The following is an 18,157-nucleotide window of genomic DNA, read 5'->3' as shown; positions in this document are numbered from 1 at the left end:
TATTGACTAATATCCTAAAGGCATTTTTTTAATATTAATCCCCATTTGGCTTCTACAGTTATAGGATTATTAATTTGAAAGGCCATATCATTTAAAATATTCTGGAAACAATCTTCTTTTAATTGAGGAATCGAAACTGATTGAGATTTATTAGCATTGTTAATTACAACTATTATTTTTTCATCTTTAAATTCTCTTTCAAAAACTAAAACATCATTTACATCATCAGCTATTAAGGTCTTGTATGTTCCAATCTGTAGTGCTGGATTTTCGTTACGTATGTTAATTAGATTCTTATAATGTTCATACAATTCGTGGTTAATATCCACCTTATCTGGTTCGTGTTTTGTTTTTCCATCAGCATTGTAAACTTCGTCTTGATAACTTATATCATCCCAAAGCATTGGCTTTCTGCAATCAGGGTCGTTTGCTCCCCACATTCCAACTTCATCACCATAGTATATCATTGGTGCTCCAACATAGGTCATTTGCATAATAACAAAGAGTTTCTGAAGTCTAATATCTTCATTTGTTGGTTTACGTGTAGAGTATGAAGGATTATTAATGGCTTGGGAAGTATTAAAATAGGTTCCCCAATTTCTAAAGTTTTCAATTCCTCTATTTACAATGTGAGAGCCAATTCTATTGGAATCATGACTACCAAACAAATTTTGTGAAACGTAGGCAACACCCTCTGGATATAAATCTCTTAATTCTTTAAGTCTTTTATCATATTCACTTGCTGATATACTAGTAGAATCAGGATTAAAAAAGAACTCTGCTGATGCGAAAGCAAAGTTATAATTCATTTCTCCATCAAACTCATCTCCTTGCATGTAAGGTTTAACTTTTTCGGCTGTATCTACAATCTCTGCCGTTAAATATGCTTCAGGATTAATAGATTTTACGTATGCTCTCCATTTTTTCCAAAATGGATGACCAATACAATAGGCAACATCCAATCGCCAACCATCAATACCTTTATCAACTCCCTCTTCTTTTGGATTCATCCATCTTTTGGTAGAATTAAAAATATATTCTTTTGGACCTTTGACAATTCCGGTACTATCTTCTTTTAGTTCTGGAAGAGACTTAACACCAAACCAACCTTGGTAATCAAATTTTTCTCCTGTTTCAGGATTATCCCAAGATTTAATGATAAACCAATCCTTATAAGGAGAATTTTCTTGGTTTTTGATTACGTCTTGAAAGGCGAAACTATTATATCCCAAATGGTTAAACACTCCATCAAAAATAATTTTCATCCCTCTTTTATGTGCCTCTTCAATTAATTGTAAAACCAATTTATCAGCGCTTGTCCAAACCCAAGTTGATTGGTCTAATGGATTTTCAGTAGCTATTAATTCTCTGTCGCCTTCTGGATCGGGACCAAAATTTGGATCAATATGATGGTAACTTTCACCATCATACTTATGCAAAGATGGTGATTGAAAAATAGGATTTAAATAAATAGCTGTAATTCCTAAATCTTGCAAATAATCCAACTTATCAATAATGCCTTGTAGATCTCCACCATATCTTCTGCGTAATAAATGCTTCCACATTTCGGGTTCACCGTTTTCATTTTCATATTCCTGTAACTCATACCAATCGCTTCCCCAAGAATGAATTTCCCACGATTTGGGCACTTCTTCTGGATCGGCTCCTTTTATATCGTTAGCAGATGGATTATTGGTAGTATCTCCATCTCTAAACCGTTCAGGAAATACTTGATACCAAACAACAGTTTTTGCCCATTGTGGCACAAATTCAGTGTTCTCTACAGGCAAGGGTTTTTCTTCTTGCTTACAATAAAGCAAACTGCATATTGATAAAAAAAGTACTAATAGCTTAACTATCCTAATCATGATTATACAGTTACTAAATTATTTGGAGATATTGTAATTAACTCATTGTTTACAAAAACTTGTAGCTCCATATTTCCTTCAATCTCAAAACTTGTTTCGTTTTGCGTGACATTCACTTTTACTATTTGATTTCTAAAGTTTATTTTAAACGAATAGGCTTTCCATTGTTTGGGAATTTTTGGCTCAAATGATAAGGTGTTATCCTTTACTCGCATGCCGCCAAATCCTTCAACAATGCTCATCCATGTTCCTGCCATTGAGGTAATATGTAAACCTTCTTCGACTTCATGATTATAGTCGTCTAAATCCAATCGTGAGGTTCGTAAATAAAATGTATAAGCCTGATCCATGCGATCTAATTTAGCAGCTTGTATGCTATGTACACAAGGTGACAGCGAGCTTTCATGTACTGTGAATGGTTCGTAAAAATCGAAATGTTTTTCTAATTCTTCGACACTAAAATGATCCTCAAAAAAGTAAAATCCTTGCAGTACATCGGCTTGTTTAATGTATGGTGAACGTAATATACGATCCCATGACCATTTCTGATTAATTGGTCTTTGAGAAGGATCTAAATCTGAAACCGTAATTAATTCTTTATCTAAAAATCCATCTTGTTGCAGATAAACCTTGTATTGTTCTGAATATGGAAAGTACATGTTATTAGACACGTTTTTCCATTCCTTAATTTCGGCTTTTGATAATTGAGTCTTGTTCATTATACGCGTATAGTCACTAGCAAATTCAGATTCTATTTTCTGAATGTTCTCTATGGTATACTCAATGCACCACTTCGCTATATAATTGGTGTACCAGTTGTTATTAACATTGTTTTCATATTCATTGGGTCCGGTCACACCCAAAATAACATATTGATTCTTATCCTTTGAGAAATTTGCACGTTGATACCAAAATCTTGCAATTCCAATTAATACTTCTAATCCTTTTTCCGGGATATAACTATAGTCATTTGTGTAGCGGTAATAATTATATATAGCGAAAGCAATTGCACCATTTCTATGGATTTCTTCAAATGTAATTTCCCATTCATTATGACATTCCTCTCCATTCATAGTAACCATAGGATATAATGCCGCACCATTTTTAAAACCAAGTTTTTGAGCATTTTCAATGGCTTTTTCTAGATGATTATATCGGTATTCCAATAAGGCTCTTGCTACTTTCTGATCTTTTGTAGCCATGTAAAATGGAATACAATACGCTTCAGTATCCCAGTAGGTACTTCCACCATATTTCTCACCAGTAAAACCTTTTGGGCCAATGTTTAAATCGGAATCTTTTCCAAGATAGGTTTGGTTGAGTTGAAAAATGTTAAATCGGATTGCTTGTTGTGCTTTTATATCGCCTTCAATTGAAATATCTGCTAAATTCCAGATGTTCTGCCATGCTCGTTTTTGATTTTCAAGCAATTCATCAAACCCTAAATTTGTTGCCTTTGCCAATACAGACTTTGCAGCGTAAATAAGTTGATCTTTATCATGATTTCTATCCACAGTATAGCCACCATACTTATGGATGCTGTAAGTCTCCCCTTGTTTAACGTCGTGCTCATAACTAAACAACGCGCTATTGGCGTCTGCTTTAATAAAAGGTTCAATAATAATAGGCTTATTATTGATAAACAATTTAGATTCCATGAAAGTACATGTATTAAAATGTGTTTTCATGGTTTTAGCATTAATAAAAGCTTGATGATTTTGATGGCTTACATTTTGGGTATCCCAGAATTTATCTTCCCAATTCGTGTCTTCATTATGAATATCAGAATCTATATAAGGTTGGTATGTTATTTTGGCATCGCCATTAACTAATGTCACTTGATAATTAATGGCTCCAATCTCATCCAATTCTAAACTCAAGAAACGTTTACTTTCAACCTTTACAATAAGGCCATTTTTTAGGGTAGCTGTAAAACTTCTGGATAGCCAACCTTCCTTCATATTGAGCTCACGCTTAAAATCTTGAACATTTTCACAGGAAAATAAATCGAGGTTTTCACCATTAATCTTAACGTTTATTCCTATCCAACTAGGTGCATTAAGTACTTTCGCAAAATATTCTGGATAACCATTTTTCCACCATCCCACTCGAGTTTTGTCTGGATAATATACCCCTGCAATATAACTTCCTTGAAATGTTGCTCCAGAATAATGCTCTTCAAAATTAGCACGCTGACCCATAGCACCATTACCAATGCTAAAGATGCTTTCTGAAGCTTTTACATGGTCTGGATTGAAACCCTCTTCAATAATAGACCACTCATCTGGTTTTATATACTCTAAATTCATTCTATTTAATATTCTAAATATGTTTTCATATTCAATTGAAAACAATTACTTCTTTATTATTTATTTTTTATCAGCTTATTTAAAAAACTGTTTTCTAATTCTGTAAAATCTTTGAAAACATAATTGGCTTGGTTTAAAACATCTTTTTCGCCAACTCCAATACTTATCATATTGGCCGCATTAGCCGCTTGAATTCCAGCTACAGAATCTTCAAAAACGATACAGTCGTCCGGACTAATATTTAATGCTTTTGCAGCCTTTAAAAACACTTCTGGGTTAGGCTTTCCTTTTATAACATCATTACCATCGACAATAGCCTCAAAACTGTTATATAAATTTACTTTTTTAAGAATTGTTCGCGCATTTTTACTAGCTGATCCTAATGAAATACCTTGGTTAGCATCAATTAAAAAGTTTAACACACGTGATACATCTGGAAGAATTTCATTTTCATCCATTTCATTAATGTAGCTTAAGTAATCGTTATTTTTTAAAGCCATAAGCTTCATAAATTCGTCTTCTGAAATGGACTTATTTCCCCATTCTAGGATTTTTTCAAGCGATTTTACGCGGCTAACACCTTTTAATTGTTCATTTTCGGCTTCAGTAAAATCAACATCAATGCTTTTAGCCAATTTTTGCCATGCTAAAAAATGATATTTTGCGGTATCAACTATAACACCATCTAAATCAAATATGAATCCTTTTTTATTCATTTTTATAAATCTTCTGCCTGATAGGTAATGGCATTTTTATTTGTAATTAACAAATTGCATAATCCTGCAATAATTAAACTTATTCCCGCGACTGTCATGGCATTAATAGACTCTTCACCTAATAAACCAGACACATAATTAATACCACCCAATGCTGCTATAATTTGAGGAATAACAATAAACATGTTGAATATTCCCATGATAACTCCCATTTTTTTTGGGTCAACAGAACTGGAAAGCATGGCGTATGGCATAGAAAGAATACTTCCCCACGCAAAACCTATTAATACAAAGCAATATTTTAAATGTTCAGGTGAGGTGTAGTACATAAGTAAGAACCCTAAACCACCGAGCATTAAAGAAAACATGTGAACGAGTTTTCGATTAATACGTCTTTTTGATGTATAAAACGTAAGTAACAAAGCAAAAGCCATTGAAGATAATCCATAAACACCCATAGCGGAACCTACAGCATTTGAGGATTCTTGAAAAGCGGTATTCGCAATATTGAATGCATCTGCTTGTGCGGAAATTGTCATATCATATGAAGATTCAATAGGAGCAGGTGTTTTAAACACATGTTCAGTAAGCGCAGGATTTGCCAAACTCCACATAGTGAAAAATGCAAACCATGAAAAAAACTGAATAACTCCCAATTTCTTCATAGTCAAAGGCATATTTCCAATATTATTTAATATATCTGGAATGAATTGATTTTTTTTAGCCTTTTCCTTCTCAAATTCTTCCATATCCTCTGGCGGATATTCAGTAGTGGTGAAAATAGTGTATAAAATACTAGCTAAAAACACAAAAGCACCTATGGCAAATGCAACCTTAACAGACATAGGCACAACCCCAGAATCAGCCGAATTACTTACTCCTAGTTGTGACACCATCCATGGTAAGTTACTGGCAACCCAAGTACCTATTCCAATTATTAAAGTTTGAACAACAAAACCATAAGAACGTTGTGATTGTGGTAGCTTATCGGCCACCAAGGCCCTAAAAGGCTCCATTGAAATATTTATGGACGCATCTAAAATCCACAAAAACCCAGCAGCTACCCATAAGGCTGGGGAGTGCGGAACAAAAAATAAGGCTAGGGAACTTAAAATGGCTCCAATTAAAAAATATGGTCGTCGCCTTCCTAGTTTAGGGTGCCAAGTTCTATCACTCAAATAACCAATGACTGGCTGCACTAATAGACCTGTAAGTGGAGCTGCGATCCATAATAATGGAATTGCATCTTTCTCTGCGCCTAATGTTTGAAAAATTCGAGACATAAAGCCTCCTTGCAATGCAAAACCGAACTGAATTCCTAGAAAACCGAAACTCATGTTCCAAATTTCCCAAAAACCAAGGGTACGCTTTTTCATAATAGTATAATTAAATTAATACTATTTTGACAAGCCATTTACTCATCAAAACTTATTGTGAGAAGTGAAAATATAAGTTTTGATTCGGCTGTAAATATATAAAAGATTTTAAATATGCCGCGTTAAATTTTATTTTGTTGATTCTCGCTCAACTAATTCGGTTTCGATTATTACTGTTTGAAACTGTTCTTCTTCATCTTCATGTTCAAGCTTATGTATCAATAATTCAGCAGCCTTTTCACCTATTTTTTGACCATGTTGACTCACAGTGGTGAGGCTGGGTGTGGCATGTTTAGACAACACACCATCCGTGAAACCAATAACTTGAATATCATCAGGTATCTTCTTATTTTGCTTTCTAGCAACTTTCATGGCAGTAATAGCATACAACTCATTGACAGCAAAAATACCATCCATTTTTTTATTAGTTTGAAAAAGTTGCTCTATTTCTCGTTCTAAAATATCCAAATAATCTTCAGAAACCAATTTATCATCTACTTTTAAAATTAAGCTAGCTTCTGGATGAATTTTATTTTCATCCAATGCCTCTAAATAACCTTGGGTTCTCAATTTACCAACACTTACATAGTCTTTTGTAGTTATAATAGCTATGGTTTTACAACCATTTTCTACAAGCTTATTTACTGCTTTTTTAGCTCCTTGAACATCATCCACAATAACTTTATCACATTGTATGTCGTTTACAACGCGATCAAACATCACAATAGGCATACCTTGGCTGATGGTTTCACTAAAATGATGGTAATCTTGTTGCTGTAATGTTTGTTTAGCAATAGAGAGTATAAACCCATCAATACTGCCATTGGCAAGCATTTCCATGTTAATAACCTCTTTATCAAAAGACTCATTAGACAATCCAACAATAACATTATAACCACGCTTATTGGCTACCAATTCTATACCGCTAATCACTTTAGAAAAGAAATGATGTACAATTTCAGGTATGATTATCCCAATGGTTTTTGTTTTTCTATTCTTTAAGCTTAATGCTATATTGTTAGGTCTGTAATTGTAAAGTTTAGCAAAAGCCTGAACCTTCTCCCTTGTATCTTCACTAATTTCTTTACTGTTTCTCAAGGCTTTAGAAACAGTGGAAATAGACACATCTAATTCACGAGCAATTTGTTTGAGGGTAATCTTTCTTTTCATAGTTCAATTTATTCAATAAATATAAGTCAAATTAGCGTTTTGCAGTACTTTTCTGCTTCAAATAATGAATTTCTTAAAAAGTTGTTAACACGAAAACGTTTTCGCTGCGAATATCGCAATCTCACAGCTTTTTTTTACATAATATTTACATAGATTTAACATCGAGAAGTGGAAATATAACGAATATAATTAAGACTAATTCAAAAGCTTTATATGAAAACAACAATTAATAGCGTGCTGTTTTTGCTATTTATTTTACCAACTTTTATGTTTGGTCAAAATTTGGTAACAGGAACAGTAACCGAACAATCTTCTTCATTGCCTTTGCCTGGAGTAAATGTCATAATAAAAGGTACTACAACTGGTACTGCAACAGATTTTGACGGCAACTATCAAATACAAGCAAGCAACGGAGATGTATTGGTATTTTCCTATATAGGATATATCACTAAAGAAATCACCTATAATGGTGAAGCAAATCTTGACATTGTACTAGACGAAGATGCCGCTCAACTGGACGAGGTGGTTGTTATTGGTTACGGTAGTGTTAAAAAGGAAGATGCAACAGGTTCCGTATCATTAGTAACCGACGACGATTTTAACAAAGGTAACATTGTATCAACTGACCAATTAATCAATGGTAAAGTCGCTGGTGTTAGAATCACGAATGCAGGAGGGCAACCAGATGCTGCACCAAATATCCGAATTAGAGGAGGATCATCATTAAGTGGGAATAATGATCCACTTATCGTTATAGATGGAGTGCCGTTATCAAATATTAATCCAGCTGGTGTGAGCAACCCTTTATCTTTAGTTAACCCTAACGATGTAGAGAGTTTCTCTATTTTAAAGGATGCATCAGCCACAGCTATTTATGGTTCTAGAGCCTCCAATGGTGTGATAATCATTACTACAAAGAAAGGAACTTCTGGCGAACCGCAATTTAATTTCTCGACTGATGTTTCTGTTAATAGTGCTGGTGAAGGTTTGGATATGATGGATAGCGATACTTATGTGAGATTTATTCAAGAATACCACCCAGATTTAGTTGATAAATTAGGTGTCCCAATTGGTTCCGTCCAAACTAGTGAATCCATATCACAAATAATTAACACGCCAGGCGGACCTCGTGCCATTTATAATACTGATTGGAGAGATAATGTTTTAAGGACAGCATTTACATCAAATACAAACTTTAATGCGAGAGCCAATTTATTTGGGAAATTACCTTTTAGAGGTTCTATTGGCTATACAAACGCAGAAGGTGTAGTAAAGACCGATGATTATGAGCGTGTAACCGCTGCGATTAATTTATCACCAAGATTTTTAGATGATAATTTAAAAGTGACTTTAAATGCCAAAGCTACTTATGCCGATAAAAATTCGGTAGATGCTGGTGGTGCTTTAGGTGGTTCTTTGACATTTGACCCTACAAAACCGGTTTACAATAATGCATCTGGTAATCGTTTTGGCGGTTATTACTTTAATACTAACGTTGATGGAAACCGTTTAATTCTTGATGGTCAATGGAACCCATTGGCCCTTTTAGAACAGCGTGAACGTCCTGAACGTACAACACGTTTTCTTGGGAATTTAGAACTAGATTATTCTTTTGATTTTCTACCTGGATTACGAGCAGTTGTTAATTTAGGATTAGACGCATCTCAATCAACTATTAAGGAGCGTTATTTTGATAATGCTGCTGCAACTTACAGATTTGATAGTTCAGATTCTGATATTAATACAAATTATGTGTTTAATCCTGGTATTCACTATCAAGAACATCAACATCTTACCAATACAACTTTAGATGCTTTTGTTCAATACACAAAATCATATGACGACAAGTTTGTAAGTAAATTTGATGTTCAAGCTGGGTATTCTTATCAAAACTTCAAAAATGACGGCAATAAAGATCTATATGATTATGACAATGATACTGGTTTGCGTTTCGAAACATTTAATCAAAGTAACCCAAACAATCGTTATTACAATGTCATGAATTTACAATCGTTCTTTGGAAGAGCCAATGTGGATCTTTTAGATAGGTATCTGTTTACATTTTCATTAAGGGCAGACGCTTCATCACTTTTTGTAGCCGATGATGTTTGGGATTCAGATGCTTGGGGCTTTTTTCCAGCAGCTGCCTTTGCTTGGAAAGTGACTAATGAAGATTTTATGGGCAACCTGAATTTTGTTAATGATTTAAAAATTAGAGTTGGCTGGGGTAGAACCGGTCAACAAGATATATCATATGCAGTTGGATACTATCCAACAACTCCGTTGTTTACTGCAGGTGGGAATAATAGCCAGTACCTTCCAGGAGCAGGTCTCTATTCTGCATTGCCTTTCAATCCAGATCTAACCTGGGAAAAAACGACCACTTACAATTTAGGAGTTGATTTTAGTTTCTTTAAAAACAATCTTATTGCGGGTTCATTTGATATATACAAACGATTTACTGAAGATTTGTTAGCACAAGTAAATGTTCCACCTGGTCAAGGGTTTTCAGATACTTTCATAAAAAATGTTGGTGAAATAGAAGGTAAAGGTTTTGAATTAAACCTAATACTGAATGCTGTTCAAACTGATGATTTTTCCTTATCTTTAAATGGTAACTTGAGTTATGTATATAATGAAATTACTGATATCGGTGGTCAAGCAGATATTAACAGAGGCGGTAGTTTAAGAGGCACAGGTGCCTTTTTATTAAGTGATGTTGTTGGCCAACAAGCTCAAAGCGCATCTGTATTTAAGCAAATGTATGATAGCAATGGTAATCCTATTCCTGGTGCTTTTGCTGATTTAAACGGTGATAATGTCATTAATGATGATGATAGGTACCATGTACAAATAGCGCCTAACTGGACCTATGGATTTGGTTTAGATTTTGCTTATAAAAATTGGGATTTCTCCTCTGGGTTTATAGGGCAAGTTGGTGGAAATCTCTACAACTTTAATAAAATGAATTTTGGGTTTACTGAATCTGTCGTTCCAGCAAATAACAATAGTATTACTAATGCATTGAATTTTTACAACGGAGCAGCAGACCCAGCATTCGAGAATGTGAATGGAAATATCCAATTTTCAGATTATTATTTAGAGGATGCCACATTCTTGAGATGCAATAACCTTGTATTGGGTTACACTTTTAATGATATGATAAAGAATGGTAATGTCAGAATGTATGGCGCTGTAACAAACCCATTTACCATCACTGACTATGATGGTATGGATCCTCAAAATTTTGGAGGCATTGATCGTGATTTCTATCCAAGACCTACCACCTTTACATTAGGTGTTAATTTTGACTTTTAAAAAATAGACTATGAAAAAAATATTATTATTAACAGGAATTTTATTACTGACACTGGTGTCATGTACTGCTGATTTAGATACAGAACCTAAAGTAGAATTGTCATTAGAGGAAATTTTAGCCGAAGACCCAAATGCTATTGAAGGTATTGTATCAAGACTTTATGCATCATTTGCGCTTTCAGGTCCAAATGGCCCTGGAAGTTCTGATATAAGTGATGACCCAGGAGAATCACCTTTTTTGAGAGGGATTATTAATTTACAGGACTTTACTGCGGATGGCATGAAAAACAGATGGGGAGATGATGGTTTAGATCAATTAACCACTGCTTCCAATTGGGATGCCAACAATAAGTTTTTTAGATACCTCTATAATAGAGCTTATTACACAATTCCACAATGTAATAACCTTATTAGCATTTTGAATACATCTACAGATATTCCGGACGCAGAGGAAGCTTTATCAGAGGCGCGATTCTTAAGATCATTAGCTTACTTTTATTTAATAGATGCTTTTGGTAAAGGTGTGTTAGTAACTGAAGAAAACCTAAATCAAACCGATCCACTTCCTGAAGCTACTAGAAGACAACTTTTTGAATTTGTAGAAGGTGAACTATTGGAAATACAACCAATCATGTCGCCAGACAATGGTTATGGTCGTGCTAATAAATATGTAGCAGCTATGCTTTTAGCAAAACTTTATATTAATGCTGAAGTATATATTGGTGAAAACAAATATGATCAAGCCTTAACCTATTTAAATATTGTAATAGATGAAGGTGGCTATCAATTAGCCGATAATTTTTTAGAAAATTTTTCAGCGGACAATGACAGTTCTCCTGAAATCATTTTCCCACTAATAGCCGATGCTGTAAACAGTCAAAGCTTTGGTAATACCACTTACATTGTAAACGGTAATTTGAGTTCTGACACCATGACATTATCTGATTATGGTGCGGCTGAAGGGTGGCAAGGCCATCGTGCTACTGAAGCATGGTATGGTCTATTTGGTGACCTAGGTGCTTCTAATGATGCACGTGCCGAATTGTTTTGGACAAATGGACATAATTATGTTATGACTGATTACAAAGAATGGACAGATGGTTACCCTTCTATAAAATTTAGAAACACTGAATTTAATTCAAATTCTAATACTACCACCTCTTTTTCAAGTACTGATTTTCCATTATATAGATTAGCAGATGCTAATCTTATGTATGCTGAATGTGCTTTAAGGGGTGCTGCTGGTGCTGATATGTCGAAAGCATTAGCCCTTGTAAACGCTGTTAGAACTAGATCTTCTGCTGCAGCAATTAGTATGAATGAATTAACTTTAGATTTTATTATTGATGAAAGAGGTCGTGAATTAAATCTTGAAGGTCATAGAAGAACCGATTTAATACGTTTTGCAAAATTTACTGGAAGTAGTTATTTATGGCCATGGAAAGGCAATGTACAAAATGGAGCATCAATTCCAGTGCATTATAACCTGTTCCCTATTCCTGAACAAGCTTTAAGTGCGAACCCTAATCTTCAACAAAATCCAGGTTATTAATCTAAAAAATGAAGAAAATGAAAAATATATTTAAAATAACATATCTCTTTACTTTAGCTTTAATTTTGAGCTCTTGTTCAGATGATGATGACAAATTAACTCTTGCTTCGGAAGAAGCTAGTGTTATAAATACACCAACTAATGGTCAAGAATTTATTTTAAATCCATTAGAAGAGCAAACGAATATAGCTATTACTTTTAGCTGGGACCACTCTAGTTACGGCACGCCAACCGGAATAGATTATTCTGTTGAAATAGCTGCTAGCGGAACGGATTTTAGTGAAGCTAGAACACTTGCAACATTAAGCAATACCTATTTTACAATGAATATTGCAGATTTCAATGCAGTTGTAAGTTCACTTGGTTTACCTCCATTTGTATCAAATACTGTAGATATAAGAATTAAATCTACAGTAGGTGACCCAAGTCAATTACCACAATATTCAGATACTGTAACGATTTCGGTCACACCATTCACAACAGATTTACCTAGAATAGCTGTTCCAGGAAATCATCAAGGATGGGATCCTCCAACTGCGCCACAATTAGCTTCATCAGCTTTTGGTGAAACTGATTATGAAGGCTATGTTTGGTTAGACGGTGAATATAAATTTGTAGCACCTAATCAAACCGGTGACTTTGAATGGGGTAATACAGATTGGGGAGATAACGGAAATTTTAATGGCTTTTTAGTAGTAGATGATGAAGTTAATTGTACAGCCACCACAGGTTATTATTTAGTTAAAGCTGACACAGATTTGTTAACCTATTCAGCCGAAGCACATAGTTGGGGAGTAATTGGAAACGCAACACCAACAGGATGGGACAGTGATACTGATATGATATACGATCCTGCCACTAGAACATTAAGACTAACTTTAGATTTAGTAGCTCAAGAAGCACCTGATAATGGTTTAAAATTCAGAGTCAACGATGATTGGACAATTAATCTAGGTGACACTGGTGGAGACGGAACTATGGAGTTTAGTGGTGATAACATTGGTGTTCCAACATCTGGAAATTATACAATTGTTTTAGACTTATCTAATCCAAGAGAGTACAGCTATTCTCTAATATTAAACTAATTAAACAATGAAAAATTTATTAAAAATATTATCAATATTAACACTATGCTTTGTAGCTGTTAATTGCAATGACGAAAATGACTTTGGATTTGTTACGCCAGACGATAAATTTACAATTGTATCGCCAAACAGTGGTGCCACACTCTTTTTAGATAGTCAAAATGAGCAAAATATAGCCCTTACAATTATTTGGGAGGATAATGTAACCAATTCCAACAGTTATTCAGTAGAAATATCTTCAAATGAAGAATTTACAGAGTCAGTACCTCTAGGTGCTTCTTCAAGCAACACCTTTTCTTTAACAGTTGAAGACTTAAATGCTATATTATTAGATTATGAGATTTCAGCACTTGAAGAAACATCGTTATACTTCAGGGTTAATGCAAATGGTCAATACACTGAACCTATATCATTGACAATAAGTTCTTATCCAGAATCAAATCCAGTGATTACTAGTCCTGATAATACATTTGCTGTTGTTTTATCTGATGTTACTGAAGATGAAAATGCCTTAACGGTTACTTGGGATGATCCTGATTTTTCAGATGATACACAAGTGCCAATTAATTACTTTCTAGAAGCTGCTGCTGCAGGCACTGATTTTGCTGTGGTGGAAAACATTGGAAATATTACCTCAGAAAGAACAGATGATACTACTCATGGCGAATTAAATGATGCTGCTCTTAATTTAGGACTAGCAGCTGATACGCCTGGAACTATGGATATTAGAGTGCGTTCAGTAATTGAAACTGCTAGTGGTGATTTAGAACGAATTTCTGATTTTATTACCATAACTGTAACTCCTTATGAAACAGCCTTACCACCAATTATTTATGGTGTTGGTGCAGGCATGCCTGATGCTGGTTGGGGATGGGATTCTCCAGAAGAATTTGTTTTACAAGGAGCCGTTTATTCTGGCAATGTGAATTTATCTCCTGATAATGGTGGTAATTTTAGATTTTTTGCCCAGATGGATTGGGGACCTGTAAGCTTTAACTACCCATGGTACGAAAGCAGAGGATACACCATTGATGAAGATTTAGTAAATGCCATGGATGGCGATAGCAATTTCCAATTCGTTGGTACTGCTGGAGAGTATTTTTTAGAGATTGATACTGAAAATAAAACTATTACTTTAGGGCCTCCTATAGTAGGTCCTAACTGCGAACTAGATCAACTTTGGTTGGTTGGTGCAGGTGTTCCTGATGCAGGTTGGAGCTGGGACAGTCCAGTTCAATTACCTTGCTCTGGAAGCGGTGTATATTCAGGAAATGTAACCCTACAGAATAATGGTGGTGCAGACAATAATTTTAGATTTTTTGCGCAACAAGATTGGGGACCAACAAGTTACAATTACCCATATTATGCTGATGATGGATATACAATAGACAGCAATTTCGCAAACGCTATGGATGGGGACAGTAATTTTGCATTCATTGGTACAACAGGAGAATATTTCTTGACTGTTGATACTGTTGCGAAAACTATAACGTTAGGCCCACCTCAAACGGCATGCGAATTTGACCAACTATGGTTAGTTGGTGCTGGAATAGCAGATGCAGGTTGGAGTTGGGATACGCCAGTAGAATTCCCATGTACAGGCGCTGGTATTTATTCAGCACAAGTTAATTTTGCCAACGGTGCTTTTAGATTCTTTGCGCAACAAGATTGGGGTCCAACAAGTTTTAACTACCCGTATTATGAAGGTGAAGGCTATACCATTGACAGTAATTTTGTAAACGCCATGGATGGTGACAGCAATTTTGAATTTGTTGGAACACCTGGAGTTTATACTTTAACTTTAGATACAGTAAGCAAAACTATAACTATTCAATAAATAAAATTTAAAAAAGGCTATGTTGTAACATAGCCTTTTTAATTACATTAAATATGAAGTATTTATTACGATTTTTCTTTATTTTATTTCCCACATTAATTCTAGCTCAAGCAGATCAAGATGATGTGCTATTTGAGTTAAATCCTAGTGCTTTTGATGAAGATCAAGAAATTACCATTACAGTGTCAGGTTTAGATGCTGGAGTTTGGGGAAGTACTAATGGAGCCAATTTATATCTGTGGGCATGGTATAAAGATTCTAATGGAGTTCAATCAGACTCTCCTACTAATGGACAATGGACTAATTCAGATGAATCACAATTGCTAACAAATAATGGCGATGGAACTTATACTTTCACACTTACTCCAACAACCTTCTATGGAGACACTGGTATTACTGAAATAGGCATGCTGGTTAAAACTGATGATGGCGAGTTACAATCTCAAGATGAAACATATTTTGTTGGAACAGTAAATGTGTTTTTTAATAACCCAACTTCAAATACTGTTATTTTAGAATCTGGTGATAATGTAGCAATTAATGCTTACATGGAATCTGCTGGTGATTTAGAAGCAGGTAATTTTGAAGTATTTTTTAATAATGTATCTGTTGCTACTGGTCAAGGATTTCCAAATTTTGGAACAACGCTTAATAATATTACTGAATCTGGGACAGTAAGAGTGGTTGGTACACCATTTGGATTTACTGAGTCGGGCGAAGCTACTTTTGAAATTGTAATTGTTAATTTAATTACTGAAGAATTGCCTTCAGGTCTTGTTGATGGTATAAATTACGATAACAACGACCCTTCTAAAGCTACGTTGGTAATAGATGCTCCAAACAAGGATTTTGTCTTTTTGGCTGGAAGCTTTAATAGCTGGAATCCTTACAGTGCTCATTTAATGAAAAAGGATAATTCTAGTTCAAAATTTTGGTTAGAATTAACAGGGCTTAATTCAGGTGAAATATACACGTATCAGTACTGGATTTATGACAATGACCCAGTTAGTAACTCTCCAAATGAAGTCAAAACTGCCGATCCTTTTTCTACATTGGTCTTATCGCCTTTTGATGATCCGTGGATTCCTGCCACAACATATCCAAACTTACCAGAATATCCTACTGGTCAATCACGTGAGGTTACTGTACTTCAAACAGGACAAACAGAATATGATTGGCAAGTAACTGATTTTCAAAAACCAAAAAAGGAAGATCTTATTATTTATGAGGTTCTAATTAGAGATTTTGATGAAGATAGAAACTTTCAAGATTTAATTGACAAAATTGACTATTTCAAAAACTTAAATGTAAATGCCATTCAATTAATGCCAATAATGGAATACGAGGGCAACGAAAGTTGGGGTTATAATACAGCCTTTCATATGGCTCTTGACAAATTTTACGGCACTGAAGCAAAATTCAAAGAGTTTGTTGATATATGCCATCAAAATGGTATTGCAGTTATTCTGGATATCGCTTTAAATCATGCATTTGGTAGAAACCCAATGGTACGTATGTGGATGGATGATCCTGATGGTGATGGTTGGGGTGGACCAAGTAGCGAAAACCCATATTTTAACCAATCTCCTAGGCATAGTTATAATGTTGGTAACGACTTCAACCATCAACAGCCTATGACGCAATATTATGTACAACGTGTTGTTCAACATTGGATAGAAGAATTTAATATTGATGGATTTCGTTGGGACTTAACAAAAGGGTTTACCCAAAACTGCTCAGGAAGTGATGAGGGTTGTACTAACTCATATCAGCAAGATCGTGTTGATGTTTTAAAGGCTTACGCTGATTATTCATGGAATCTAGATCCTGATCATTACGTTATTTTTGAGCATTTAGGTCAGGATAATGAAGAACAGCAATGGGCTAACTACAGAATTGGAGAAGGCAAAGGCATCATGATGTGGGGAATAATGAACCATGATTATAATGAGCTTACAATGGGCTATCCTTCTAACATAAATAGAATGGGTCATGAATCCAGAGGTTTTACAGCTCCAAGATTGGTTGGTTATGCTGAAAGTCATGATGAAGAACGATTAATGTATAAAAACCTTCAATTTGGCAATAATTCCGGTGGTTACGATGTTAGAGATCTAAATACTGCTTTAGGGCGAATGTCCGCTTTAGGTGCCGTGACACTAACAATTCCAGGGCCTAAAATGATTTGGCATTTTGGAGAGTTAGGGATGGAAAATTCCATTTTTACATGCAATAATGGAACAGTAAATGAACCCGGAGGAACAGATGGCGACTGTAAACTAGATACAAAGCCACAACCGCAATGGGTTAATAATTGGCTTGGTGACGCCAATAGAAATCAAATCTATAACGATTGGGCAAGATTAAATGCCCTTAAAATCAATGAAGCTGTTTTTGAAGGTAATTATTCTATAGATTCAGGAGACACAACACCCCGAATATTTATTTGGGATGATGCACTTCCAAGCACTCAATTGAAAAATGTTGTTATTATGGCAAATTTTGATGTGACTGCTCAAAATATTGTACCTGATTTCCCTTATACTGGGACTTGGTATGATTTAATGGATGACACAGGTAGCACTTCTATTAATGTAACTAATACCACAGCTCCTTTTAATATTCCACCGGGCGAATTCAGAATATATGGAAATGTTCTGCCTACATTAAGCGTTGACGATTTTCAAGCTGTTAATGATATCCGTATATATCCAAACCCGACATACAATTCATTTAAAGTGAATCAGCCTGTAGATGTTGTCACTATTTATGATACAACTGGTAAATTAATCTCTCAATTTCAAGGTGGTTTTGATAAGAACCATGAATTTGATGTTTCAAAAATATCTGAAGGATTATACTTGGTAAAATTAGATTCCAATTATAATTCTGTAACCAAACAATTAATTATTAATTAAAAACACGT

General features: G+C 34.8%; 10 protein-coding genes. 5 read left to right on the top strand and 5 right to left on the bottom strand.

Annotated features, from left to right (window positions below; all coding sequences use genetic code 11):
* Positions 1-14 precede the first annotated feature (14 nt).
* The 5 genes from HGK31_RS05075 to HGK31_RS05055 form a co-directional block, all read right to left on the bottom strand.
* Positions 15-1,868 carry a glycoside hydrolase family 13 protein gene (locus HGK31_RS05075; RefSeq protein ID WP_191858751.1) on the bottom strand — a complete coding sequence of 618 codons (1,854 nt, stop codon included), beginning with the start codon at positions 1,866-1,868 and terminating at the stop codon, positions 15-17.
* Between the two features lie 2 nt (positions 1,869-1,870).
* Positions 1,871-4,177 (bottom strand): glycoside hydrolase family 65 protein, encoded by a 2,307-nt coding sequence (locus tag HGK31_RS05070; RefSeq protein ID WP_191858750.1) that lies wholly within the window; start codon positions 4,175-4,177, stop codon positions 1,871-1,873.
* Positions 4,178-4,233: 56 nt separating this feature from the next.
* Positions 4,234-4,893, bottom strand: coding sequence for a beta-phosphoglucomutase (gene pgmB, locus HGK31_RS05065; RefSeq protein WP_191858749.1), 660 nt, complete (start codon positions 4,891-4,893; stop codon positions 4,234-4,236).
* Positions 4,894-4,895: 2 nt separating this feature from the next.
* Entirely contained in the window at positions 4,896-6,269 is a 1,374-nt protein-coding gene (locus tag HGK31_RS05060) for an MFS transporter (protein ID WP_191858748.1), read from the bottom strand.
* Positions 6,270-6,398: 129 nt separating this feature from the next.
* Positions 6,399-7,439, bottom strand: coding sequence for a LacI family DNA-binding transcriptional regulator (locus HGK31_RS05055; RefSeq protein ID WP_191858747.1), 1,041 nt, complete (start codon positions 7,437-7,439; stop codon positions 6,399-6,401).
* Between the two features lie 213 nt (positions 7,440-7,652).
* Between HGK31_RS05055 and HGK31_RS05050 the strand changes: the two genes are divergently transcribed.
* The 5 genes from HGK31_RS05050 to HGK31_RS05030 are packed head-to-tail and all read left to right on the top strand — an operon-like array spanning position 7,653 to position 18,149.
* Positions 7,653-10,757 (top strand): SusC/RagA family TonB-linked outer membrane protein, encoded by a 3,105-nt coding sequence (locus HGK31_RS05050; RefSeq protein ID WP_191858746.1) that lies wholly within the window; start codon positions 7,653-7,655, stop codon positions 10,755-10,757.
* Between the two features lie 10 nt (positions 10,758-10,767).
* Positions 10,768-12,309 (top strand): RagB/SusD family nutrient uptake outer membrane protein, encoded by a 1,542-nt coding sequence (locus HGK31_RS05045; protein ID WP_191858745.1) that lies wholly within the window; start codon positions 10,768-10,770, stop codon positions 12,307-12,309.
* 17 nt (positions 12,310-12,326) lie between these two features.
* Positions 12,327-13,394 (top strand): SusE domain-containing protein, encoded by a 1,068-nt coding sequence (locus HGK31_RS05040; RefSeq protein WP_233450984.1) that lies wholly within the window; start codon positions 12,327-12,329, stop codon positions 13,392-13,394.
* Between the two features lie 7 nt (positions 13,395-13,401).
* The gene (locus HGK31_RS05035) at positions 13,402-15,231 is read left to right on the top strand and encodes a SusE domain-containing protein (RefSeq protein ID WP_191858743.1); all 1,830 of its coding nucleotides are present in this window, start codon (positions 13,402-13,404) and stop codon (positions 15,229-15,231) included.
* Between the two features lie 53 nt (positions 15,232-15,284).
* A complete protein-coding gene (locus HGK31_RS05030; RefSeq protein WP_191858742.1) occupies positions 15,285-18,149 on the top strand; it encodes an alpha-amylase family glycosyl hydrolase in 2,865 nt (954 codons plus the stop codon).
* Positions 18,150-18,157: the final 8 nt, after the last annotated feature.

Origin of the sequence: Hanstruepera ponticola, from assembly GCF_012931685.1 — a bacterium.
In the GTDB taxonomy this organism is placed as follows: Bacteria; Bacteroidota; Bacteroidia; order Flavobacteriales; family Flavobacteriaceae; genus Hanstruepera; species Hanstruepera ponticola.
Note: the sequence above shows the minus strand (reverse complement) of the source record. Positions and strands in the feature narration are given on the sequence as shown.